Here is a 23,485-nt window from a genome sequence, read left to right on the forward strand (position 1 = left end):
TAAAAATTACTTATTTAAAATTAAATCTATTTTCTGTGAAAGCCCGTTAGCAATTTCAGGCTCATTTTTCAGGCTGTTGTTCATAATCCAGGGAGTCAGTTTTTGGTTTTCAATGATTTCCTTTTTAGAATACACCAGACTGAAATACATATTCAGTTCCATTGCGTTTGCGGGTAGGGGTTTATTTTTATTTTCTTCCGGGATATCTTCATAATAATATCGGGACTTTTTTAAATTTGGATATTGCTGAAGCAAATAATTATTCAGCTCATAGCGGGGACCGTCGCCTTTGTACAGATCCTCTTGCTGAATTGGAGTGATAAGCAGATTTGTTATATTTTCTTTTAATGTTTTATAATGACTTGAAGTGATCGAAAAATCGCCCTGAGCAATAGTTCCTTTTTCAGATAATTTTCTAATAACGGAAAGCCGCACAAAATCGCCGTTGATTTCGATTACTTTAAAAACAAAATATTTGTTTTCGAAACTCTGGCTTCCATTAGAACCTCTTTGTTTGCTAAAAATAAAACTTCCTACCTGCAGTTTGTGTGCTTCGGTATGAATTGCTTTTTTCCACATATATGGTTTATAGACCATTTGCCGTATCATAAAAAAGACTATTGTACTTATAATCGCGACCACTAAAATTGTTTTGTTCATTTGTTTTTTAAAGTAAAAAAGACGTTGAAATACAAATATCAATAAAGTTACCGGAATAAACATTCGGTCGTTGTAAAAACATAAAAAACCTTCCCAATATAAGGAAGGCTCTTCGCGTTTATTTTTTGTCTTTAAATATAAAGAATGAAAACACATTCGAAATTAGACCTGCAACAAGCCAGGACCGCATCCAGAAAAAGAAGAAATTAGAGGAATCTGCACAATTAATGCCGGCTAATGTAAAAGTAATAAAAAAGGTAGTGGTCCAATTTTGCAGCAATCGAGTCCGATGTTTGCTGTGGTATAATCCGGTAACTTTCACTTTAATTCAAATTAATTAACTGAGGTCCAAATTCTTCATAGAAAATATTCTCCTGATTGACATTCAGGCTAAGGAGTGTTTCGTATTGCGTTTTTATAAACATTTCCGGACCGCAGATATAAAATTTAGCTTCTTCCAGTAAAATGGCTTCCTTGCATTTATGAAGATCTACCCGGCCTTTGATGATCTGATTTGAAGTTTCGTCGTCTGTTTCGATGGTATCATAAAAAATAAAAGTTTCCAGGTGTTTCGCCTCTTTTTTGATTTCAGTAAGCTGATTTTTAAAAGCGTGAACCGATTCATTTCTACAACCGTGAATCCAGATTGTTTTTTTGTTTTGAAATGACATCAGATTTGTTTCCAGCATACTCAGCATGGGCGTAAGGCCAACACCGCCACTGATCAGAACCAACGGATTTTGCGAATCTTTTTCTAAATGGAACAGTCCCGCAGGAGCTGAAATCGAAATAACATCTCCTTCTGCTTTTGCATGTAACGTATTCGAAACCAAGCCGGAGGGATTCGGTGCCAGTCCGCTCTCTTTTTTTACCGAAATCCTGTAATACTCCGGATTAAAAGCACTGGATAAACTGTATTGTCTGGGCTGTAAAAGATCCAGTTCGGGCACAAAAACCTGAACACTGATGAACTGACCGGCCTGAAAATCGGCAATTTCTTTTCCGTCTTCCGGATACAGATAAAACGATTTGATTTCACTTGATTCGGGTACTATTTTTTTGATTACAAATTTTCTCCAGCCGTTCCAGCTTCCGGGTTTCGCTGCATTTTCCTCATACAGTCTTTTTTCAAGATCAATCATGATTTGAGCGAGCTGATAAAAAGCAACGGTCCAGGCATCAAGGATTTCGGGAGTTGCGGCTTCTCCCACAACTTCACCGATAGAAGCAATCAGATGGGTACCCACGATTTTATAGTGTTCCGGCTGAATGTTCAGGCTTCTGTGTTTGGTTCCGATTCCTTTTAGAACACCGATTAAAACAGAGGGATCTTCGATGTTTTCAGCATACGCGAGGACTGCATTAGCCAAAGCCGATTTTTGTCGTCCGTTGGCCTGATTGCCCATATTAAACATATTGCGCAATTCGGGCTGTGCAGTAAACATTCGGGCATAAAAATAATGGGTCAGGTCTTCACCGCTTTCTCTTAATATTGGAATGGTAGCTTTGATAAGCTCTTTTTGATATGTATTCATTTGTGCTATTTGGATTAGGTTTAAATATTGATTTGTAAAATGGTAAAGCGCTTTAGAATTTTCATTCGCAAATGTAGCACTGGACTAAAACTTCATTTTATGACTCAAATCATAAAATTGGAAAAATAAGATTCAGGAGATGTATACCGGCAGATTTGCAATTGTAATAATTTAGTAATATTTTGTAAATGAGTATTTTATAAAATTATAAAGGTTTCTTAAATTGGTTTGTAAATATTTTCTCCTGTTGTAAATTAGTAAAACAATAATTTTAAAACAGACAACCCATGAAAATGAGAATCACATTTGCCGCAGTATTGCTGGGTTTTGCAATATCGGCCAACGCACAAAAGAAAATCGCAGTTACAGAGCTGCCACAACCGGCACAGGATTTTCTGAAAGAACATTTTAGTAAGACAACTATAGACATTGCTAAAAAAGACGCCGAACACGGCGAAAAAGGATACGAGGTTAAACTGAAAGACGGAACAGAAGTAGAATTCTGGAAAGATGGTTCGTACCGGGAAGTAGATGGCGGTGACAAACCGATTCCGACTGCATTTATTCCGGCATCTGTTAAAGAGTACGTGGCAAAAAACTATCCGAACGAAAAAATTACCCACATCGATTACGGACATAAAGACCTGGATGTAGATTTAACCAACAAAATTGATCTCGAATTTACTAAAGAAGGAAAATTTATAAAAGGGGAGAAAGATTAAATTGTCGGGAAATTGAAAAAAAGTAAAAAAGTAAAAAACGAAATGTGAAAAAGGAAATAGTCAGATACTATTTCCTTTTTTTTGTCGTTAGTATTTAGGAAATTCCAATCCCATTTGAGTACTTTTCAAAAGGAAATAAATAAAGATGTAACACTTCAAAGCAGCTTTATTTACCAGCAAATTTAGATTCTGAATACACACAAAACCTGTATAAACATTGTACAAGTGTATAAACTTTATACACTCTTAATAGTGCTTAAATATCGTAAATCCCTCAAAATGTATTTTATAGCATAATGGCACATGCATTGCTAAATGTGTAAATGTGAATTCCTGTTTACGGGAAAATTATAAATGCCATACCATACAAATCAACAGAAGTGCAATATGAAAAGTGAAACAATTATTTCAGATCAATTTTATACTACAAGCGACAATACAAACAATAACGGACATTCAATAAGCAGTTCCATTTTTCGTATTAATAGTACAACATCAACCAGAAACAAAGAAACAACTTCAAGTCCATTGGGATTAATTGTACTGATAAGCACTTTTGCCCTGATGTTGACAGGAGCTTTTATGGTGTATCAATTTCAGCCTGACTTTGATCAGTTCCATATAGAAAGAATCAACTCTTCGTGGGGATTTCCTTTTCTGATTTTAGCTATTGCTTTGTTCGTTTTCCAAAGTGGTGTGTTTGCCTATAATTTATTTCTTTATTTGCGTTACAAACCAATTGAGTCGGTTAGCGATGATTTATTGCCAACCTGTACGGTGATAGTGCCAGCCTACAATGAAGGGAAGCTGGTTTGGGATACTTTATTAAGTTTGGCGAACAGCGATTTTCCGGAGCAAAAATTACAGATTCTTGCCATTGATGATGGTAGTAAAGACGATACCTGGTACTGGATGAAACAGGCAAAAATCAAATTGGGAGATCGTCTGACTATTTTCCAACAGCCTGAAAACGGAGGTAAACGTCACGCACTTTACCGTGGATTTGAATTGGGTACAGGAGAAATTTTTGTAACGGTAGACAGTGATTCCATTGTAAAAAAGGATACTTTGAGAAATCTGGTAAGTCCTTTTGTAGTAAACGAAAAATGTGGGGCAGTGGCAGGAAATGTTCAGGTTTTGAACAATAAAAAAGCATTACTTCCTAAAATGTTAAACGTAAGTTTTGTAATGAGTTTTGAATTCATGCGTTCTGCCGAAAGTATGTTAGGCTCTGTACTTTGTACTCCGGGTGCAGCAGCAGCGTACCGCAGAGATGCCGTTATGAACTGTCTTCCGGAATGGATCAACCAAACGTTTATGGGACAGCCTTCAGACATTGGTGAAGACCGTGCCATGACCAATATGATACTGAAACAGGGACTTCATGTGTTGTTTCAGAAAAATGCTTATGTCCTTACCAATGTTCCTGAAGAATACACAGGTTTGTATAAAATGTTTATCAGATGGAGCAGGAGTAATGTCCGTGAAAACCTGATGATGGCACAATATGTTTTTAAGGATTTTAGAAAAGAATCTAAATTTGGTGCAAGACTTTTGTTTATCAACCAATCTTTAAAAATCATTTTAGCCTATCCGTTCCTCATTTTCATGTTGATTTTTGTAGCAACGCACCCGTTATTATTCTTAAGCTCAACCTTATTAAGTATACTAGTCGTATCTACTTTCCCGGTTCTGTTTTATGCCAAAAGATACAATCTGGCAGATTCGTTCTGGGCGTATTCCTATAGTATCTTTTATACTTTCAGTTTATTTTGGATTACTCCGTATGCCATCGTAACTGCAAATAAAAGAGGCTGGTTAACCCGTGGATTATCCGATAAAAAATAAAATTGTAATTCTGAATCAATAGAGATTAATTGGTGCAAAAAGCTTCTGTTCGAATGAATAGAAGCTTTTTTGTTTGTAAAGCACTACACTTAGAAACTTATTCTTTCCATGGCGAATGCAAAATGCAGTCACAGAAGTTTTTGCGATGAAAGTTCGGAATCATATACGCACAAACATCCGCTTTGATGTTTCCAAAAGTAGTTTCTGTTTTATGTTCGAATCCACTAAAGAAAGTTGGAATAATATTTTTCTTGAAGTCATTACGAGGAAAAGCATCCAGAATCTGAATTCTGTTTTCCTCGCTAAGGAGCTCATAACCTTCACCCATTACATCCAGTCCAACACCGGAATACATCAGGGCCACTTCGGGTTCTTTGTGTTCTGCAATACCAATTGTGGTATGCAGTGCAATTGTATCCCAGACCAGTTGCAGGGATTCTTGTGGTAATCCGTGACTTTTCAGGAAATCACGTGCAGCATTGGCACCGTCTACTTCAAAGCGAAGATCTGCACTGCTATACTTTTTTGTTAATCCCAAATCATGAAAAACGGAGGCAACATATAATAGTTCGGCATCATACTTAAGCTGTTTTCTTTTTCCGTTTAAGGAAGAAAAAAGAAACACGCGCAAAGAGTGATTGTAGATAAATTCTGTTCCGTGTTCCAATAAAAGTTCTGTGGCCTGGTGAGCAATGGAGCTGTCTGGAATGCTGATTCCTGCAACTGTTTTTAGTTTTTTTACTGACATGATCAATTGTTTTTTTCAAAGGTATCAATGTCCAAAAACTCTGGAAATGACAAATTCCGTCAAGCGCATGTTAAAAACAACATTCGTATTTGTAAAATGTTAAACGCCAATGCCTAAAAAAAGCGCTCTGTAATCGAGAGGCGAAACCTGAGTATTCTTTTTAAAGAAATGACTGAACTGATCCGGTGTAGCAAAATTCAGCTGAAAAGCAATCTCCTTTATCGGATCAGAAGTAAATTGCAAAGAGCGTTTGGCTTCCGCTAGTATTTGTCCGTTTATTAATTCCTTGGCACCTCTGTCGCTGCAGCGTTTGGATAAATCAGTCAGTTTGCGGGCAGAGATACCCAAAAGTCCGGCGTAATCGGCTACCTCGCGGGAAGTTTTATAATTTTTACTGATCAATTCTAAAAACCTTGCATAAAGCTGATTTTCATAACTGTCAAATCCTTTTGCAAGGGAATGATTGACATTGGCTATTTTGATCATGATAATTTTCAGATAAGCCGCCATTGCATCCAATTGATTGATGTATTCGTCTTTTTTAAATTCATATAATAAAGACTTAAAAACAGCATTAAGCTCGTCATTATTTTCTTTAAGTAAAGGAATAGTTTGATTTGCAGATGCATTATTAAAAAGAACCGCTTTGCAATTGTTAGCACTCGAAGGTGTTCTTTCCCAAAAACAATCTCCAAAACTGAGTTCGTATCCCGTAAATTTTGAATTAGGTTTAAAATGTATTAGCTGACCTTTTGCAACTAAGAAGAGAGTGTCGGCAGAAATTTCAAATGTTTCTGTGTCTATCACAACTTCTCCAATGCCGGAATTAATTAATAATATCCGATTATAAGTAAGTCTGTAAGTTGATAATTGCCCGTACTCTTTATCTTCAAAAAAATGAATGGAGAAGGAATTTTTAATCTCTTTTTCTACAAGCAAATTGGAAAGGGAAAGCATAATTTTTCGGAGTAATTATTAAAAAAGTGAGGTAAAGATAGTTAGAAAATCAGAGATGGAAACCTTTCTGATGATTTGGTTTTAGCCTTTTTATTAGTTTTTGGCATTTCTGAATGAAATATTCCAAAGTAAATAAATTAGCTGTAAACGCCTGCAAATATGGATAAAATAGCATTTTTATTTTTAATTCTGATGAACAAAAACACCATTCATTTAAAAATAAAAAGTTAAAATTAATTGCGTTTAAGACCGAACGGTCTATATTTGTACCGTCAAAAGGAAAAGATCATGAGCAAAGCAGAAAGAACAAGACAATTTATTATTGAAGCATCGGCACCCATAATCAACAAAAAAGGAATGGCCGGAACTTCCCTTACTGATATTATGGAAGCTACAAAATTAGCTAAAGGAGGCATCTATGGTAACTTCGAAAGCAAAGAAGAAATCTGCATGGAGGCGTTTGCCTATCTAAGATCACAATTGGCAAATAAATTAGATTTAGCTGTTTCTAAAGGCAAATTTGCTGAAACAAAGCTCTTTAATTTATTAGACGTTTATCAGAATGACAAAAGCATGATGGAGGGTTGTCCCATATTGAATTTTGGTACTGAGGCCGATGATACAAATCCAGGCATGAAAGAACTGGTCAGAAAAGCGGTGTTTTCTGCTCAGAAAAGATTCTTTACGATAGTAGAAGAAGGTATAAAAAATAAGGAATTATCAGAAGAATTAGATCCGGAACAGTTTAGCATCAAAGTTTTTGCAATGGTCGAAGGTGCCATTTTATGTGGAAAATTAGCGGGGAATCAACAGATGCTACTTGTTTTGGAAAGCATAAAAAAGGAATTTAAAAGTTATGTCCTGTGACCAAATTTTTTTTTTGCTAATTTTTAGACCGATCGGTCTGTTTTAATATAAAGTTTAATAATTAAATATAATAACAATGTCGAAAGTAATTTTTATAACAGGAGCCACAAGAGGATTTGGAAAAATCTGGGCAGAAGCATTTTTAAAGCGTGGTGACCGTGTAGTGGCAACCGGAAGAAGTATTGAAGCCTTACAGGAATTAAAAGATAAATATGGAGATCTCGTACTGCCGCTTCAACTGGACGTCAATGACCGCAAAGCTTCTTTTGAAGCCGTAAACAAAGCGAAAGAACATTTTGGAAGAATTGATGTCCTGATCAACAATGCCGGATACGGTTTATTTGGCACCATTGAAGAAACATCAGAAGAAGAAGCAAGAAAGCAAATGGAAACCAACTTCTTTGGAGTACTTTGGTTATCACAAGCGGTACTGCCGATTATGCGTGAACAAAAAAGCGGCCATATTATTCAGGTATCCAGTTTCTTAGGACTGATAACGCTGCCTGTTTTGGGACTTTACAATGCTTCTAAATTTGCAGTAGAAGGGTTTAGTGAAACGCTTGCTACAGAAGTAAAAGGTTTTGGAATTAATGTTTCCCTGGTAGAGCCTAATGGTTATACCACAGACTGGTCCGGAGAATCTGCAGTTCAGACCAAAAGCATGTCCATATACGATCCTGTAAAACAAGCTTTTAGTGAAGCTACTGCTACTCCCGGAATTTTTGGTAAACCGGAGGCTACGGCTGCTGTTATTTTAAAATTGACAGATGCTCCGGAACCTCCTTTACGATTGTTACTGGGTTCATTTGCTTATCCGGCCGTTAAAAAAGTATACGAAGAACGTCTGGCAAGTTTCGAAGAATGGAAAAGCGTTTCTGAGGAAGCACACGGAGCATAATTTTATAAAATAAAAAATGAGAGTTTTAAAAGAAAATCACAAGGGCTTTAGTACAATACTGGCCCTTGCTTTGATCCCGTTATCCGGCTTTGCGACAGATATTTATTTGCCATCATTACCGGCAATGGCCAATGATCTGCATGTTTCGGCAGCAGCTGTTCAGCTTTCGCTGGTGTTGTTTATGTTTAGTGTTGGGGTAAGCCAGTTTTTTATCGGAAGTATTTTAGACAGTTTCGGACGTTATAAAATTGGTCTGGTATCGCTGGCCTTATTTTCGGTTACCAGCTTTGTAATTGCAGTGGTGCCTAATATTTATGTGATTTATGCCATGCGAATTATTCAGGGCATTACAATTGCGCTGATTGTAGTCGGGAAACGTGCTTATTTTGTCGACCTTTTTAAAGATGAAAAACTAAAAAGCTACATCAGTTTGTTTTCGATCATTTGGGCCTGTGCGCCTATTATGGCTCCATTTCTGGGAGGCTATCTGCAAAGCAGTTTTGGCTGGAGATCTAACTTTTACTTTTTAGGCGGATTATCACTGGTATTTTTGGTTTTAGAACTTATTTATAGTGGAGAATCATTAAAACATTATCATCCGTTCAGGCTAAAATCAATTGCAGAAACGTATAAGGGAATGCTTAAAACACCTGATTTTACATTAGGACTCCTTATTATCGGAATCTGTTTTGGTATTGTAGTGGTCTTTAGTTTATCCAGTCCTTTTATCATAGAACGTGTTTTGGGTCATTCTGCAATCACGACAGGTTACACTTCTTTGTTGTCCGGTTTATCGTTGATGACAGGCGGAATCATCGCAAAAGCATTAATAAAAAAACCGTTGGGAAAGAAAGTCGGAATTGCGTTTGGTATTCAGATTCTGTTAGTGTTACTGATGATTTTCACTTCTTCATGGCTGACCAATATTTACACTTTAATTGGCTTTATAATTGGTATTCATATCGCCGGAGGTTTTATTTTTAATATTATTTACGGGTATTGCCTGACCCGTTTCTCCAAAAATGCAGGAGTGGCCAGCGGTCTTACAGGCGGTGTGATGTATATGATCAGTTCAATATTCAGTTACGGATTTGCAAATTTATTTAAAGTGAAAAGTCAATTACTACTTGGAGTTGCTGATCTTTCCTTACTTGTAATCGTTACGATCCTTTTTGTGATATTCAACAAATACCGATTACAAAACAGCCTTGGAAATGTTGTTAAAGAATAAATAGAGGTTCGAAATTATATGATCAATTTTGATATCCTGTTAAAAACGTCCCGCTTATTAAGGCGGGATTTTTTATTTACTATTTTATCTTTTTCCGGGACAAAATACAATTCTGGGACGGTTCTTCCTGTAAAGTTGAATGAAAGTCTTTCAAATAGAAGATGAATGCGACGCAAAAGTTGATTTTTTTAGTAAATGATAACCTTAAATTTGTAATATTTAGAACAAATAAATCAATATATAAGATTGAAAATCATTGTGTTGGATGCGATGAAAATTTTATTGAAAAAATAATCCACATTTACGAATCCTTATTTTGAAATATTCTAAATAAGACTTAACTTTCGGCCTTGAAATCCCGCAGTGGAAAGTTCGTTAAACAGATTAGGAATTCGTTGATTGGATACATTATGAAAAAAATATTCTTTACTGCATTACTAGCAGCAGCATTACAGGTAAACGCTCAGGAAAATAAACTTTTAGACCAGAATTTCTGGAAAGCCGCTCCGGATTTAGCCACTTTAAAATCGGAAATAGAAAAAGGAAGTAATCCTGCAGAATTAAATGCAAATGCATTTGATCCCGTTGTTTTGGCGATCAATAACAGCGCGCCAATTGAAGACATCAAATATTTACTGACACTTCCGGGTAACGAAATAACAAAACTGACGCACGACAATCGTATTTACCTGCACTGGGCTGCCTATAAAGGAAATACAGAACTTACAGAATATCTTATTGCTAAAGGTTCCGATGTTAATTTCGAAGACAGTCATGGCACTACGCCACTTGCATTTGCTGCCGGCACCGGAACAACAACTCCCGCAACATTTGATGCCTTTTTTAAAGCAGGAGTTGATCCGAAAAAGAAATACGATGATGGAGCCAATCTATTGTTGCTGGCTGTTTCTGCCGATAAAGACCTGACCATTACGAATTATTTAGTATCGAAAGGACTATCTCTTAAAGATGTAGATAATAACAAACATACCGCTTTTGACTATGCAGCGAGATCGGGAAATATTGAATTATTAAAAACACTGGCAGGAAAAGGAGTGAAGTATACGGATTATGCCTTAATAACGGCCGCTCAGGGAATGCGCAGAAGTGCAAACCCAATCGAAGAGTTTAAATATTTAGTAGAGGATCTTAAACTTAAACCCACAGCAACCTCTTCTACTGGTCAAACTGTGATTCACATACTGGCACGCAAAGAAAAACAGTCTGAAATTGTAAAATATTTTATCGATAAAGGAGTAGACGTTAACCAGGCTGACAAAGAAGGAAACACCGCTTTAATTCTGGCATCAGAAGGAAAAGACATAGAGCTAATTCAAACTTTAGCAGCAAAAGTAAAAAATATCAACGCTGTAAATGCCAAAGGAGAATCTGCACTGACTGCAGCAGTAAAAAGAAGTACTGCAGAAGTTGTTGCATTGCTTTTGAGTAAAGGTGCAGATATCAATGTTACCGACACTGCAGGAAACAATCTCGCCTTTTATCTGATTGAATCGTACAGAGCTTCAAAAGGCGGAGCGCAAAAAGATGATTTCGACGATAAATTAACCCTGTTAAAGAGTAAAGGGATTAACTTTGCAGCGCAGCAAAAAGACGGAAGTACCTTATATTATAATGCTGCGGCCAAAAATAATATCACCCTGTTGAAAAAACTGGACGGACTTAATATTGATGTAAATGCTAAAAATAAAGAAGGATTAACAGCCTTGCATAAAGCAGCAATGATCGCAAAAGACGATACTGTTTTGAAGTATTTGTTGTCAATCGGCGCTAAAAAAGACATCAAAACCGAATTTGATGAAACGGCTTACAGCCTGGCACAAGAAAACGAATTACTAAAAAAGAATAATATATCTGTAGATTTTTTAAAATAAATATTAAATGAAATCATTATCTAAAATCTGTCTGATGGCAGTAATTGCAGGCCTTTTCTCATTTCAGGCTTCGGCACAAACTACTAAGTACAAATGCCTTTTGCAAATGGCAAACTATGTTGGTGAAGGTGCTTATGTGGCAGTTTCCCTTATTGATGCTAAAGGTGAATATGAAAAAACCCTGTATGTAATGGGCGATGATAAAAAATGGTACAAAAGCCTGAAGGAATGGAATAGATTCAATGCTAAAAAACCGGACGTAAGTGCTAAAACGGGAGCTTCGGTTACCGGAGGAGATCGCAGTGTAACGGTATTTGAAATTGAAAATTCAAAAATTAATAAAGGCTATAAAATACGTTTTGAAACCGCTGTAGAAGACCAGAAATATTATGTAGGAGATGCCGAAATACCGCTAACAACAGCTGGAATTACCGAAAAAGCAGAAGGAAAAGGGTACATACGATATGTAAAACTCAGCAATATATAAGGCATATGACATTATCTGTCTGGAGATATGCACACTTAACGATGGCGGTATTTTCTTCACTCTTTCTTGTTTTGGCATCCGTTACCGGAGTGGTACTAGCTGCCGATGCGATAGGGGAGAAAATGCCGCCTTATCGTGTCGATAATTTTGAGAATCTCTACATTGCAGATGTTATTCCTGCTTTGAGTAAAAACTATCTGGAAGTTAGCGAAATCAGTGTAGATCACAATCAGTTTACCACATTAAAAGGTCTTGATGAAGAGGGTAACGATGTTAATGCTTATATCAATCCTGTAACTGGCAAAGTAATAGGGAAGACCGAAAAGAAAAGTGCTTTTATCCAATGGGTTACTTCGCTGCATCGTTCCCTTTTTTTACATGAAACTGGAAGGTTTTTTATTGGTGTTAATGCCTTTTTGCTTTTCCTGATCGCCATTTCCGGTACAGCATTAGTATTGCAGAGACAAAAGGGATTGCGTCGTTTTTTCTCGAAAATCATTAAAGACAATTTTGCGCAATATTATCATGTTATTTTAGGAAGGCTGATGCTTATTCCGATTTTGATCATCGCACTTTCTGGGACGTATCTTTCCATGCAAAGATTTAAGCTTTTTCCGGAGACCAAAATCAATCAGAAAGAGACTCCGGTTGATACTAAAACTGCCAAACAGCAAAATAGTGCGGATTTTGAGATCTTCAAAAAGACAAAACTTTCTGAGGTCCAGAAAATAGAATTTCCTTTTGATACCGAAGATCCGGAAGAGGTTTTCATCCTTAAACTTGCAGATCGCGAACTCCATGTCAATCAGTTTACAGGGCAAATTATAAGTGAAGTCCGTTATCCCGTAACGGTATTGCTTGAAAATCTGAGTCTTGATCTTCATACCGGACGCACTAATGCGATTTGGGCTGTTGTTCTGGCTATTGCTTCACTGAATATTCTGTTTTTCATTTATTCAGGCTTTGCCATGACTTTGCGTCGCAGGGAAACCAAAATTAAAAACAAGCATACCGCAAAAGACAGTCGTTTTATTTTACTGGCCGGTTCAGAAAACGGAAGCACCTTGCGTTTTGCGAATGCTATTCACACCCAATTAATAAGCAAAGGCTTTTCTTCTTATCTGGGCGGTTTAAATGATTATACCCAATTTCCAAAAGCAGAACATCTTATAGTTTTTACCTCTACGCATGGGTTAGGCGATGCACCTTCCAATGGCGGCAAATTTTTATCGCTGGTAGATCAATATCCGCAGGAACAAAAAGTTGAAATAAGTATTGTGGGTTTCGGGTCTAAATCATATCCGGATTTTTGCGGTTTTGCGAAAAAAACAGACGAGTTGTTAGATCAGAAATCATGGAGTAGCCGTTTTCTGGAACTTCATACTGTTGATGATAAATCGCCTTTACAATTTGTAGAATGGGTGAAAAAATGGAGCAAAAAAGCAGACATTGCTTTAGCTTTGACACCGGCAACCTATGCACAAAAGCCAAGAGGAGTGGAGAAGATGATTGTATTGGAAAAAACGGCAGTTTCAGAAACCGATCATACCTTTAGGATCACCCTGCGTGCCGGAAGCAGAACGAAATTTACATCGGGTGATTTGCTGGCCCTTTATCCGGCCGGAGACGGGAGAGACCGTTTGTACTCTATAGGAAAGAGCAAAGGGAATATCAGTTTAGTGGTCAAGTTGCACCCACATGGTCTTGGTTCCGGTTATTTATATCGTCTTGAACCAGGATCGGTTATCAAAGCAAGAGTAATGAAAAATGAAGGATTTCACTTTCCTAAAAAGACTTCTGCGGTGGCTTTGATTTCAAATGGAACCGGAATTGCCCCCTTCCTGGGAATGATTGAGCAGAATAAAACTAAAACAGCATGTCATTTGTACTGTGGTTTCCGAAACCAAACAGAATCGGTTTCTACATACAAAGAATTTGCAGACCATCAGATTAGCAGGCAACACCTGAAAGATTTTCATATTGCCTTTTCAAAGGAACAAAATCAGTGTTATGTAATGGATTTAATTCAGAAAGACGCTGAGTTTTTTGCCGTTTTATTACAACAGGGCGGAACTGTTATGATTTGTGGGTCGCTTGCGATGCAACAGGACGTAGAAAAAATGCTGGACACCATTTGCATCGAAAAAAACGGAAATGATCTGGCGTATTATAAAACAAAAAAACAAGTGCTGGCAGATTGTTATTAAGCCTGAAGTTATGGGGAGAAAAGTAATAAATACAATCGCAATTGGCCTGCTCCTGTACAGTTTTGCCTGCACCGGACAAGTCATGCGGAAGAGAACCACATTGCTCATGGGAAGTCGTTTTGATATTACCATTGTGGCAGAAGATTCACTAACGGCTGAAACCCGGATAAAGGAAACCATTGCAGAAATTACACGTATCGAAAACCTGATTTCAGACTGGAAATCGGATTCTCAGGTTTCCGAAGTCAATCAAAATGCGGGTATTCGCGCGGTAAAGGTCGATAGGGAAGTGTTTGATCTTACGAAGAGAGCAATTGCTATTTCTAAAATTACAAACGGTGCATTCGATATTAGCTTTGCCGCTCTGGAAAAAGTATGGAAATATGACGGCTCGATGACCGAAATGCCAACACCCGAACAAATCAAAAAATCAGTAGAAAAAGTAGGATATCAAAATATAGTATTGGACAGTATTCAATCGACCATATTCCTGAAATTACCCGGAATGAAAATTGGTTTTGGATCCATCGGAAAAGGCTACGCAGCCGATAAAGCCCGTGAAGTGATGGAAGCCAAAGGCGTAAAAGCAGGTATTGTAAATGCTTCCGGAGATCTCACCACCTGGGGAGCACAGCCCAACGGAAAGGAATGGACTATCGGCATTACTAATCCATTTGATACCGATAAATTCGTTAAAATATTTTCCCTGAAAAGAGAAGCCGTTACCACCTCCGGTAATTATGAAAAGTTTATAGAGTTAAACGGTAAAAGATATTCCCACATTATAAACCCCATTACAGGTTATCCCGCAACCGGAATTGTAAGCGCTACAGTCTTCGGACCAAGTGCGGAAATGGCAAATGGTTTCAGTACTTCACTAATTGTGCTCGGAAAAGAGGCCGGACTTCAGTTAATCAATAAATATCCTGCGTATAGTTGTCTAATGATTACGGATAAGGGAAAGGTTTTTAAATCAAAGAATTTTAGGAGGAATTGAGTGGAAGGGTTTTTATTTACATTATTTTGGAACATTTACTTATTACCAGAAGAGCTCTCTAAAAAACATAAAAAAACCTCTCCTGAATGGCGAGGTTTCGCTTTTTGATTATAGTTGTCTGTACGAAGTCAGGAGAAATTCGCGCAGCGTTTCATGAAAACTCTTCGGAGAGCAGGGTAGGCTGTTTCTAAACTAGTTTTAATTAGTTGCAATAAATTCTGAAATTTTTTTCTTTATAATTTTTTTTTTGTCTTGTATGATAAATAAGTTGAGATTGCAAATTTCCATAGCCTAAATAATATTTTATATGGCATTGTTTATGACTGATTATAAAAAAGTCAGGAGACTTTTATCAGGTTTTAATTTTCATGAGAATACAAAAAAATTGCAAATGCCTTTGCGCAGCTTTTCACAAGGAAAACTTCGGAGAGCAAGAGTTATCTCTTTAAAATCTTAAAATGGTATTAATAGATCACATAACATTACCTTTGCTAAAATGTGGTTATATAAAAACCCAAATAATTATGATAGAAATGATAATCGAAATTTTGACATATATTGGTTTGCTTAAATCTTCAAAAAAGAAGAATGAGAACAACAGGAAAGTATAAGTAAATTAATTACTTTCTCATTAGTTAAAATGCCTTTCTTATAATATTCAATTTTTAAAGTATCTTGATTTTCTTTAAACTCATATTGTTCGCCATCTCGTTTTCCAGAGACATAAAACTATTAGACTGTAGTTCCCATCTTTATAGTATAAATAACTGAAACCTTATTTTTTACCATAAAAATAATTGTCCAAAAGATTTATATTACCGTTTTCAGAATATATAGTAATATTACGGTGTGGTTCATTATTAACATAATTCTCCTACTAGCACGAGCGTCTCGCTCGTGAACGCAATCAACATCAATTTATGTCAATTTCTAATACAGTTTGATCATTATCACCAAAGTTTCTTGCTGAATTATATTTCCAATCTACTGGATTAGTAACAAAACCTGTTTCCAGCGGATTGTTATGTATATAGTTTAACTTTTGCTCAAAAACTTTCAAGGACCAAATCTCGATAGGCTTATTATTTTGTTGCCAAAACTGTCTGAATTTCACATTGCTGTTTTTCTTTCCAGTCTAGAGAAATTTGCGCAGCTTTTCATAAGGGATACTTTGGAAAGAGGGTGGGTAAAAATACTAATATGAAAAACAAACCTTTTTATTTCTCTTTCTTGTATTTTTTTAGATATTCGTTGGCCATTTCTCTTGTTTTATTATCGACTTTTGGTGAATTCAAAATGTAATACACATCGTAATAAGCCTGATTATAATGGTACTTATTAGCCATTATAAGGGCATAATACAATGCTGATGTTTGCCTTTGTTCAGCAATATTATATATCGACTGGATTTCAAAATAAGCTTTTGTGTCCCCATGCTCTATAACTCTCTTGCTTAAAGAATCCATAAGTTCTATATTATTCAATTTCTCTTGAAAATAACTAGCTGAATTCTCAGATTCTATAATTATTTCATCATCTTTTTTTTCTTTTTTGCAAGCAGTGAGTGCTAACAATAAAATAAAAAAAACGGGAGTAACTTTAATTTGTTTCATAATAATTGTTTTATTAACCGGCTTCCCGAAGCCTTAATCGCTGTTGCTGTAGCAAAAGATCTCTGACTTTTGCGCCATTTACGAATTTATAATTCGTAAGAATCAAAAAAAAAATGCACAAAGTCAAATTGTGCATTTTGTATATAAGAAATCCTCTACTTTAAGAATATTATTTTCCTTTCATCAATTTTTCTAAATATTCAATCTTTTCTTTTTCAGACTGAACTAAACGTTCGTAAAGCTCCACAACCTTATCAAGAGGATTAAAAGTGCAATTGGCAGCATGTATGGCACCATTATTAGAACTATTATCGTAAAAGTTATTAAAGAAATTAAATACAGATTCTTCCGAAAAGTTTTCAATAGCTTCTACCGTAACACCAAGTGCTTTTGCAATTTCTTTAAGTTTTTCGGGATCAACAGTTTCGCTGGATTCAATACCGGAAATAGATTTCTGGCTTGTTCCAATAGCTTCTCCAAGTACTTCTTGTTTCATACCACGAAGTTCTCTGATTCGGCTTATATTTCGGCCAATGTGTCTGGGTTTGGTTGCTGTGCTCATAGTTCAAAGATAATAATAATGAATAAAAAAATTGAAAAAATTTGGTAATTAGATAATTTGGCAATGTGATAATTTGATAATGCAAACTGCGACTGAAAACCGCGACTGAAAACTTTTTTCACAGAGCCGATAGTTTCTTTTTCAGGTGCTTTTCCTCGTATTGCAGTAGTTGAAGTTTAAATTCGTATTGCTCCTGCTGATGGGGGCTGTTTTTCTGCATAACATCTTGTGTTCTGTCTTTTAGGTGCGGTAAAACTTTGTCTTTGATTTCTTTTTCTACTTCGTCTTCCAGAAAATCAGTAAGTTCGAAACCGTTGCGGGCACACTCGTATTTTTCCTGACACTTTTTGAGTTTAGCGGTGATCCTATATTGGTTGATTTGGTTTAGGTTCAGCCGGTCTTCCCAATACTTCCTTTCGTTTAATTCCGGCTGCTGTCTAGGAGAAGGATTATTTTCTCTCTTTATTTTTTGCTGTTCTACAAAAACCTCCATTTTGACGAGTCTCAGTTGGGCTGCCGACGGCAGAAGACGTTTCCCTAATACATACATCGACCAAAGGCCTGGCTTTATACCCAATAGTGTGGCTATTTCTTCCTGCTGAAACCCCAATAGGTCTCCTGTTTTTTTCTCCCTTTTCATTACTCAGCTTATGGTTGTTGTATTTTAGTACTGTTTAAAATTAATTGCTATTCTCGCTTACAACATTCTGTTGTAAATTACTTGTTGTATTTTTTAATCAACATAAGTTTTTCAACACGGCTGTTGTGAATTATTTGTTGAATTTGTATTACAACAAAAGTTTTTCAACATAATTTTTTTACACGTCATTTTAATTTTTGTTTTACGAGGGAGATTTTTTATATCCTTACTTTAAATAAAAACAAATGTAATAAAAAGATTACAATTAAAAAAAGTTGGGGTAGGAAATATTTTTTGAGTAGTACTAGTTGTGCGAAGTAATTATCTACGCTGGCAAATTTTTGTTACTTAGTGCCCAGCTCCTCGAAGTATTCATCAACGCTGCGCAAATGTCTCTGACTTTGCGCCATTTAGAATTTATCATTTAAAAACGAAAACACCTTAAAGTCTCCGACTTTCATCCAAATATAAATTAAAAACAGATTGGAATTCTCATAGCCTAAATAATATTTTATAAGACATTGTTTAAGTTTGATTCTTAATAAGTTGGGAGACTTTTATCAGATTTTAATTTTCATGAGAACACAAAAAAAATGCGCAAAATTCAGATACATTTGTGCAGCTTTTCATAAGGAAAAATTAGGAGAGCGGGTAAGATTAAATTTTTATTCCATTATTTTTAGGCATATGTAAAAGAATCAGTGGCTCAATAATAAATCCTTTATTTTTATTAATTTCTTTCCCTTTTGAATTAATTACTTTGCTATATTTTTTTATAATATTTAATATAGAATCATTATCGTACCTATTAGATTGAAAATTTATTTTTGATAAATATCGGATTTGTATCTGATCATGACTCTCTTTTTTTAAATAGTTAACCTGTGGAATTAAAGGAAAAGTATCTTTTTCAATAATTAATAAAAAGTCATTATACTGATTTCTCTCGATATTTTTATTTTTAAACTCTAGTGTTGTATATAAATTAACATTAAATTTTTTTACTTTATAATTTATAGAATCATAAATTATTTGATGATTCAAAATAGTGCTAGAAATATTTGAATCATAGAAACTACATTTTTCAAAAATATATATACAAACCATTAATATGCACAGAGTTATCGTTTTTCTTTTAATCATTTCCATCTTTATACATCTTTAAATTATCATTCATCGATTTTAAATAGGTTTCTGTCATTTCTTTTCCTCATCTTGATATTTTATCTTTATAAATATCCCCAGCTCCCTGAAGTCTTCATCGACGCTACGCAAATGTCTCTGACTTTGCGTTTTTTTAAACAAGTATAATTTAAACAGAAATCTCATAAAGTCTCCGACTTTCATCCCAATATAAATTAAAAATAGCTTGCAAATTTTCATTGTCTAAACAATATGCTATAAGACATTTCGACAGCTTTTCATAAGGGACATTTCGGAGAGCGGGATTTTTAAATCAAAAACCTTTAAGGGTAATGGAGTGGGAGATTATTATCCAAAGAAAAAAATTAATGTATAATTTCGGGTCTTTTTATAACCTCTGCGTAGATTCCCTTTCAATAATGTGAGTGGGTAATTCAACAATTTGATGTACTACTGGAATATGTTCTTTTATTTGGGCAATTTCATCAATTAATATCGAGGCAGCACGATAGCCGATGTCGTATCCGGGTTGGTCGATTGTGGTAAGTTTTGGTGAAATTACGGTGCTCATAAACCAATTGCTGAATCCAAAAACGGCAACCTGTTCGGGCGTTTTTATTTTTTTGTCATTAAAATATTTAATAATTCCGATGGCCACCAGATCCGTAACGGCAAAAACAGCATCTACATCATTATGATCGGTCATTAATTTTTCGGCATTTTCGTAGCCGTCTTCAAAGTCCGTATTGTGATCACAAACATAGACCAGAGAAGGATCGTACTTTATATTATGGTCTTCAAGTGCTTTTTTATAGCCTAAAAAACGGTCAATAGAATTTTGGGGAACATAAGACCCGCGAAAATGTGCAATTTTTTTGAACCCTTTTTCTATTAAATACGTTACGGCATCATAGGCAGCTTTCATGTCATTGATAACGACTTTGGAACAATCGACACGTTTGGCAATTTTATCAAATAAAACCACCGGCGTATTTTTTCGGATGGCTTCATTAATATGAAAAAAATCATCCGTTTCATTGGAAAGGGACATCAAAATACCATCCACTCTTTTTTGCAATAATAGGGCAACCTGTTTTTTCTCCAGTTCATATTTTTCACTCGACTGAAGGATAATAACCAAATAACCTCTTTTCTCGGCCTCTTCCAAAATTCCGTTCAGGACGCTGGAAAAAAAGTGATGTACCGTTGCAGGAATGATGACGCCAATCGTTTTGGTTTCATTGGTCCTGAGGTTGACCGCAACAGAGTTAGGCATATAATTCATCTTATCGGCCATTTCAATCACTTTCGCACGGGTAGTTTTACTAATGTCAGTATACCCTTTTAAAGCTTTTGAAACCGTAGTGACAGAAATTCCCAATGCCGAGGCGATATCAATTAATTTTGTATCATTCATGAAATAAATATACTAAAAATTACGAGAGTTCGAGGTGAAAATTATTAAGGGGCAATATTAGGAAAGATTTTTTCAACATTTTAAAGAGAACGTAAATTCCTGAAGAGATAAGGCAGAAAGAAATTAGATATAAATAATTCAGCCATCAAAGATCTAAAAATAGCACGTTTTACTTATGGCTGATAGCTATTGGCATTGTTTACTTCGCGGTTAAATTAGACCAGTTTCCATAAAAAAATAATTTTCGAAAACGTTTTAGGTGTTTTCGAAAACGTTTTCGATTATAATTTCGTAGTCAGGTTTTAATTAGTTACTAAGTTTACACTAACAAGTATGAATTTTACTAACCAAACCAAAAAAAAATGAAACTTATTAACTCGTATGCAGGCGGACTATTTTTAATGTTATGCCTAATTTCTGTACCAAACCACTTGTTTGCACAGGAGAAAAATACTGTTTCCGGAAAAGTGTTCGATGAAAGCGGACAAACTGTTCCAGGAGCAAACGTATCCTTAACAGGATCAGATCAGACTGTGACTACCGATGTAAACGGAAGCTATTTATTTTCGAATGTTGCTGCCGGAACTTATACGATTTCAGCAACCAATGTGGGCTATAAAAGCTTCGGAAAAAAAGTTACTGTAAAAGAAGGAGAAGCAGTAGTAGAAAATTTATTTTTAGAAACAGAATCGCAAAACTTAAAAGAAGTGGTCGTGACAGGATCATCGAGTCCGAGATCGAAACTCGAATCAAGCGTGGCCATTACTTCGATGGGAGCGAAAGCCATCGAAGACAGGGCTCCGGCAAGTACGGCAGCTTTGCTTCAGACCATTCCCGGATTTGTAGTAGAAGCCTCAGGAGGGGAAATCGGAAACAACCTTTTTGCGAGAGGAATTCCATCAGCAGGAGCTTATGAATATGTACAAATCCAGGAAGACGGATTACCGGTTTTTGAAGATGGCGCTTTGCAATTTGCCAACGCAGATACGTTTTACAGACTGGACGAAACGGTGAGTAAAATGGAAGCGGTACGTGGAGGATCTGCCTCAATTTTCGCCAACAATGCGCCCGGCGGAATCATCAATTTTATTTCTAAAACAGGACAAAATGATTTTCAGGGAAGAGCGAAATTTTCCACTTCAGATTACGGAATGTTCAGAACCGATCTTAATTTATCAGGCGCTTTAATTCAGGATAAATTATTTTTTAATATCGGAGGATTTTACAGAGCCGATAATGGAGTGAGAAATACCGGATTTACAGCCAATAAAGGAGGTCAGATCAAAGGAAACCTAACCTATAAATTTGATGATGGAGATTATTTAAGAGTCAATTTCAAACATCTTGACGACAGAAATACTTTTTACCTGCCGATTCCATTAAAAAGCAATAACGGAAAAATTGAAGGCATAGATGGTTTTAATCCAAATTATGGAACATTAACCTCTGTAAATTTCAGTCATCTGAACGTGCCTCAATACGGTGGCGGAACTTTTAGTGCCGATTTAGAAGATGGTTCGCATCCGGTAATCAACTCCGTTGGAGCGGAATTCAAAAAGAAAATTTCAGAGAAAGTGACTTTCAAAAATGCCTTTAAACAAACGGCTATCGATTTGAATTACAATGCCATTTTCCCTAACGGAGGTCCTTGGACACAAGATGCTTATGCAACAGGAATTCAGAATACAACTGCGGCTAATCTTGATTTTACTTATGTAGATAATGGTGCAGCTGTTGATCCCAATGCATTAATTATGAGAGCCGATCATTGGTACATTCATAAAAAAATGAACAATTTTGCCAACAATTTCTCTTTCGCTTTTGATTTGGATCCTGTAAAACTGACGGCCGGATACTATTATTCCAACTGGAAATCAAATCAATACTGGAACTGGAATTCGTATCTGGTAAGCGTTTCAGACAATCCGAGATTATTAAATGTAGAAGACAATACAACAGGAGTAAACCATACCTGGAATGGAGTGGAAAGAATCACCTGGCTGGAAAGAGATGCACAAACGAAAGGCGTTTTGAATGATATTTATGCCGATGCAGAAATCAAAGCGACAGAAAACCTGACTTTTAATGCAGGTGTACGATACAATAAAGACAAGTATTCGGGCTACAGGGATAATGCCAGATTTTTTGCCGAAAATTTAGGAGTTTTAGATAACAATACTGCCGATGATGCGGTTACAACGGTAAAAGGAAATCCTTATACCTACTGGAGATATGATGTAAGCGAATTGTCTTATACAGGCGCTGCAAATTATAAGTTCAATGATAATATGGCTTCTTACGTTCGTTACAGTCATGGTTTCAGGTCTCCGATTGAAGAATCTTTTTATGACAATGCAGCTGATTTAAGCAAGCTTGAAAATACAAAAGTGAATCAGTTGGAATTAGGGTACAAATATTCCGGTTCATTCTTTTCTGTTAATGCCAATGTATTTCACATGAATCTGAAAAATGTTGCCTTTACGGATATTTTATCAGACGGAACTTCTGAAAACAAATTTGCCGATGTAAACAATATTGGTCTTGAAGTAGAGACGAATGCAAGATATGAAATCGTAAACCTGAATTTTACTTTCACTGTTCAAAAACCGGAATATGATAATTTTACGGGTACTAACGCAGACGGTTCTACTTTTGATTTCAATGGAAATACAGCCCGAAGAATCCCGAAATTTTTCTGTAACCTGAGACCAGAAGTAGACATCACAAAAGATTTTACAGCTTATGTACAATTCTCTTATTATGATAAAAAGTTTACCAATCAGGATAACAAACAGGTTTTACCAGCTTATAAAGAAGTGGGGGCAGGTTTAAATTATACCTACAACAACCTTCGTTTTGCAGTGGATGCATCGAATTTATTCAATGAGATTGGTCTAACGGAAGGCGATCCGAGACAAACAACATCAGCAGCAAGTGATGTGTTTATGGCAAGACCTATTTTAGGACGTGCTTTTAGATTTTCGGTAGCCGTTAATTTTTAATTTGAAGTTAGTTAATTGATAGTTCACCAAATGCTGTTGCAAAAACAGCATTTGGTATT

The 23,485-nt window shown here is 35.9% G+C and carries 19 protein-coding genes and 1 pseudogene; 10 read left to right on the top strand and 10 right to left on the bottom strand.

The genetic code is table 11. The annotated features are described in order from the left end of the window. Positions 1 to 6: 6 nt before the first annotated feature. Positions 7 to 660 carry a hypothetical protein gene (locus EV142_RS07020; protein ID WP_132033890.1) on the bottom strand — a complete coding sequence of 218 codons (654 nt, stop codon included), beginning with the start codon at positions 658 to 660 and terminating at the stop codon, positions 7 to 9. Between the two features lie 323 nt (positions 661 to 983). Further along, positions 984 to 2,195, bottom strand: coding sequence for an NO-inducible flavohemoprotein (hmpA, locus tag EV142_RS07025; RefSeq protein ID WP_132033892.1), 1,212 nt, complete (start codon positions 2,193 to 2,195; stop codon positions 984 to 986). Positions 2,196 to 2,482: 287 nt separating this feature from the next. Here hmpA and EV142_RS07030 point away from each other — a divergent pair, with 287 nt between their 5' ends. Both EV142_RS07030 and EV142_RS07035 read left to right on the top strand, forming a co-directional pair. Next, positions 2,483 to 2,917, top strand: a complete 435-nt coding sequence (locus EV142_RS07030) for a PepSY-like domain-containing protein (protein ID WP_132033894.1) — start codon at positions 2,483 to 2,485, stop codon at positions 2,915 to 2,917. 387 nt (positions 2,918 to 3,304) lie between these two features. Further along, positions 3,305 to 4,765: a glycosyltransferase family 2 protein gene (locus EV142_RS07035; protein ID WP_132033896.1), complete on the top strand. Its 1,461-nt coding sequence runs from the start codon at positions 3,305 to 3,307 to the stop codon at positions 4,763 to 4,765. A gap of 97 nt (positions 4,766 to 4,862) precedes the next feature. Here EV142_RS07035 and EV142_RS07040 read toward each other — a convergent pair whose 3' ends face one another. Together EV142_RS07040 and EV142_RS07045 are read right to left on the bottom strand one after the other, a co-directional pair. After that, positions 4,863 to 5,513 carry an HD domain-containing protein gene (locus tag EV142_RS07040; protein WP_132033898.1) on the bottom strand — a complete coding sequence of 217 codons (651 nt, stop codon included), beginning with the start codon at positions 5,511 to 5,513 and terminating at the stop codon, positions 4,863 to 4,865. Positions 5,514 to 5,612: 99 nt separating this feature from the next. After that, complete coding sequence (locus EV142_RS07045) at positions 5,613 to 6,470, bottom strand: helix-turn-helix domain-containing protein (protein WP_132033900.1); 858 nt, start codon at positions 6,468 to 6,470, stop codon at positions 5,613 to 5,615. 288 nt (positions 6,471 to 6,758) lie between these two features. On the opposite strand from EV142_RS07045, the gene EV142_RS07050 reads away from it, so the two are divergent. From EV142_RS07050 to EV142_RS07080, 7 genes are all read left to right on the top strand, one after another. Further along, positions 6,759 to 7,337 carry a TetR/AcrR family transcriptional regulator gene (locus tag EV142_RS07050; protein ID WP_132033902.1) on the top strand — a complete coding sequence of 193 codons (579 nt, stop codon included), beginning with the start codon at positions 6,759 to 6,761 and terminating at the stop codon, positions 7,335 to 7,337. A gap of 76 nt (positions 7,338 to 7,413) precedes the next feature. Continuing rightward, a complete protein-coding gene (locus EV142_RS07055) occupies positions 7,414 to 8,235 on the top strand; it encodes an SDR family NAD(P)-dependent oxidoreductase (protein ID WP_132033904.1) in 822 nt (273 codons plus the stop codon). Positions 8,236 to 8,251: 16 nt separating this feature from the next. Next, positions 8,252 to 9,466 (top strand): MFS transporter, encoded by a 1,215-nt coding sequence (locus EV142_RS07060; RefSeq protein ID WP_132033906.1) that lies wholly within the window; start codon positions 8,252 to 8,254, stop codon positions 9,464 to 9,466. Positions 9,467 to 9,876: 410 nt separating this feature from the next. Beyond that, the gene (locus EV142_RS07065) at positions 9,877 to 11,358 is read left to right on the top strand and encodes an ankyrin repeat domain-containing protein (RefSeq protein ID WP_132033908.1); all 1,482 of its coding nucleotides are present in this window, start codon (positions 9,877 to 9,879) and stop codon (positions 11,356 to 11,358) included. A gap of 7 nt (positions 11,359 to 11,365) precedes the next feature. Continuing rightward, on the top strand, positions 11,366 to 11,845 hold the full coding sequence (locus EV142_RS07070; protein ID WP_132033910.1) for a DUF2271 domain-containing protein: 480 nt from the start codon (positions 11,366 to 11,368) through the stop codon (positions 11,843 to 11,845). Between the two features lie 5 nt (positions 11,846 to 11,850). Continuing rightward, positions 11,851 to 14,052 carry a PepSY domain-containing protein gene (locus tag EV142_RS07075; protein WP_132033911.1) on the top strand — a complete coding sequence of 734 codons (2,202 nt, stop codon included), beginning with the start codon at positions 11,851 to 11,853 and terminating at the stop codon, positions 14,050 to 14,052. A gap of 10 nt (positions 14,053 to 14,062) precedes the next feature. Next, complete coding sequence (locus EV142_RS07080) at positions 14,063 to 15,049, top strand: FAD:protein FMN transferase (RefSeq protein ID WP_238698665.1); 987 nt, start codon at positions 14,063 to 14,065, stop codon at positions 15,047 to 15,049. Positions 15,050 to 15,962: 913 nt separating this feature from the next. On the opposite strand, the pseudogene EV142_RS24355 reads toward EV142_RS07080, so the two are convergent. The 6 genes and pseudogenes from EV142_RS24355 to EV142_RS07110 all read right to left on the bottom strand — a co-directional run. Continuing rightward, positions 15,963 to 16,181, bottom strand: a pseudogene (locus tag EV142_RS24355) (transposase); the annotation flags it as partial. Positions 16,182 to 16,266: 85 nt separating this feature from the next. Next, a complete protein-coding gene (locus EV142_RS07090; RefSeq protein ID WP_132033913.1) occupies positions 16,267 to 16,662 on the bottom strand; it encodes a hypothetical protein in 396 nt (131 codons plus the stop codon). 169 nt (positions 16,663 to 16,831) lie between these two features. Continuing rightward, the gene (locus tag EV142_RS07095; protein ID WP_132033915.1) at positions 16,832 to 17,224 is read right to left on the bottom strand and encodes a helix-turn-helix domain-containing protein; all 393 of its coding nucleotides are present in this window, start codon (positions 17,222 to 17,224) and stop codon (positions 16,832 to 16,834) included. A 118-nt stretch (positions 17,225 to 17,342) separates the two neighbouring features. Continuing rightward, complete coding sequence (locus EV142_RS07100; RefSeq protein WP_132033917.1) at positions 17,343 to 17,864, bottom strand: hypothetical protein; 522 nt, start codon at positions 17,862 to 17,864, stop codon at positions 17,343 to 17,345. A 657-nt stretch (positions 17,865 to 18,521) separates the two neighbouring features. Continuing rightward, on the bottom strand, positions 18,522 to 19,013 hold the full coding sequence (locus EV142_RS07105) for a hypothetical protein (RefSeq protein WP_132033919.1): 492 nt from the start codon (positions 19,011 to 19,013) through the stop codon (positions 18,522 to 18,524). Between the two features lie 382 nt (positions 19,014 to 19,395). Continuing rightward, positions 19,396 to 20,424 (bottom strand): LacI family DNA-binding transcriptional regulator, encoded by a 1,029-nt coding sequence (locus EV142_RS07110; protein WP_132033921.1) that lies wholly within the window; start codon positions 20,422 to 20,424, stop codon positions 19,396 to 19,398. A 362-nt stretch (positions 20,425 to 20,786) separates the two neighbouring features. On the opposite strand from EV142_RS07110, the gene EV142_RS07115 reads away from it, so the two are divergent. Then, complete coding sequence (locus tag EV142_RS07115; protein ID WP_132033923.1) at positions 20,787 to 23,426, top strand: TonB-dependent receptor; 2,640 nt, start codon at positions 20,787 to 20,789, stop codon at positions 23,424 to 23,426. Positions 23,427 to 23,485 lie beyond the last annotated feature (59 nt).

It is taken from the genome of Flavobacterium circumlabens (assembly GCF_004345565.1).
Classification (GTDB): domain Bacteria; phylum Bacteroidota; class Bacteroidia; order Flavobacteriales; family Flavobacteriaceae; genus Flavobacterium; species Flavobacterium circumlabens.

What these genes read in the sequence shown, in the direction of transcription:
- EV142_RS07020 (WP_132033890.1), bottom strand. Translation starts at nt 660, where the DNA reads ATGAACAAAACAATTTTAGTGGTCGCGATTATAAGTACAATAGTCTTT.
- hmpA (WP_132033892.1), bottom strand. Translation starts at nt 2,195, where the DNA reads ATGAATACATATCAAAAAGAGCTTATCAAAGCTACCATTCCAATATTA.
- EV142_RS07030 (WP_132033894.1), top strand. Translation starts at nt 2,483, where the DNA reads ATGAAAATGAGAATCACATTTGCCGCAGTATTGCTGGGTTTTGCAATA.
- EV142_RS07035 (WP_132033896.1), top strand. Translation starts at nt 3,305, where the DNA reads ATGAAAAGTGAAACAATTATTTCAGATCAATTTTATACTACAAGCGAC.
- EV142_RS07040 (WP_132033898.1), bottom strand. Translation starts at nt 5,513, where the DNA reads ATGTCAGTAAAAAAACTAAAAACAGTTGCAGGAATCAGCATTCCAGAC.
- EV142_RS07045 (WP_132033900.1), bottom strand. Translation starts at nt 6,470, where the DNA reads ATGCTTTCCCTTTCCAATTTGCTTGTAGAAAAAGAGATTAAAAATTCC.
- EV142_RS07050 (WP_132033902.1), top strand. Translation starts at nt 6,759, where the DNA reads ATGAGCAAAGCAGAAAGAACAAGACAATTTATTATTGAAGCATCGGCA.
- EV142_RS07055 (WP_132033904.1), top strand. Translation starts at nt 7,414, where the DNA reads ATGTCGAAAGTAATTTTTATAACAGGAGCCACAAGAGGATTTGGAAAA.
- EV142_RS07060 (WP_132033906.1), top strand. Translation starts at nt 8,252, where the DNA reads ATGAGAGTTTTAAAAGAAAATCACAAGGGCTTTAGTACAATACTGGCC.
- EV142_RS07065 (WP_132033908.1), top strand. Translation starts at nt 9,877, where the DNA reads ATGAAAAAAATATTCTTTACTGCATTACTAGCAGCAGCATTACAGGTA.
- EV142_RS07070 (WP_132033910.1), top strand. Translation starts at nt 11,366, where the DNA reads ATGAAATCATTATCTAAAATCTGTCTGATGGCAGTAATTGCAGGCCTT.
- EV142_RS07075 (WP_132033911.1), top strand. Translation starts at nt 11,851, where the DNA reads ATGACATTATCTGTCTGGAGATATGCACACTTAACGATGGCGGTATTT.
- EV142_RS07080 (WP_238698665.1), top strand. Translation starts at nt 14,063, where the DNA reads ATGGGGAGAAAAGTAATAAATACAATCGCAATTGGCCTGCTCCTGTAC.
- EV142_RS07090 (WP_132033913.1), bottom strand. Translation starts at nt 16,662, where the DNA reads ATGAAACAAATTAAAGTTACTCCCGTTTTTTTTATTTTATTGTTAGCA.
- EV142_RS07095 (WP_132033915.1), bottom strand. Translation starts at nt 17,224, where the DNA reads ATGAGCACAGCAACCAAACCCAGACACATTGGCCGAAATATAAGCCGA.
- EV142_RS07100 (WP_132033917.1), bottom strand. Translation starts at nt 17,864, where the DNA reads ATGAAAAGGGAGAAAAAAACAGGAGACCTATTGGGGTTTCAGCAGGAA.
- EV142_RS07105 (WP_132033919.1), bottom strand. Translation starts at nt 19,013, where the DNA reads ATGGAAATGATTAAAAGAAAAACGATAACTCTGTGCATATTAATGGTT.
- EV142_RS07110 (WP_132033921.1), bottom strand. Translation starts at nt 20,424, where the DNA reads ATGAATGATACAAAATTAATTGATATCGCCTCGGCATTGGGAATTTCT.
- EV142_RS07115 (WP_132033923.1), top strand. Translation starts at nt 20,787, where the DNA reads ATGAAACTTATTAACTCGTATGCAGGCGGACTATTTTTAATGTTATGC.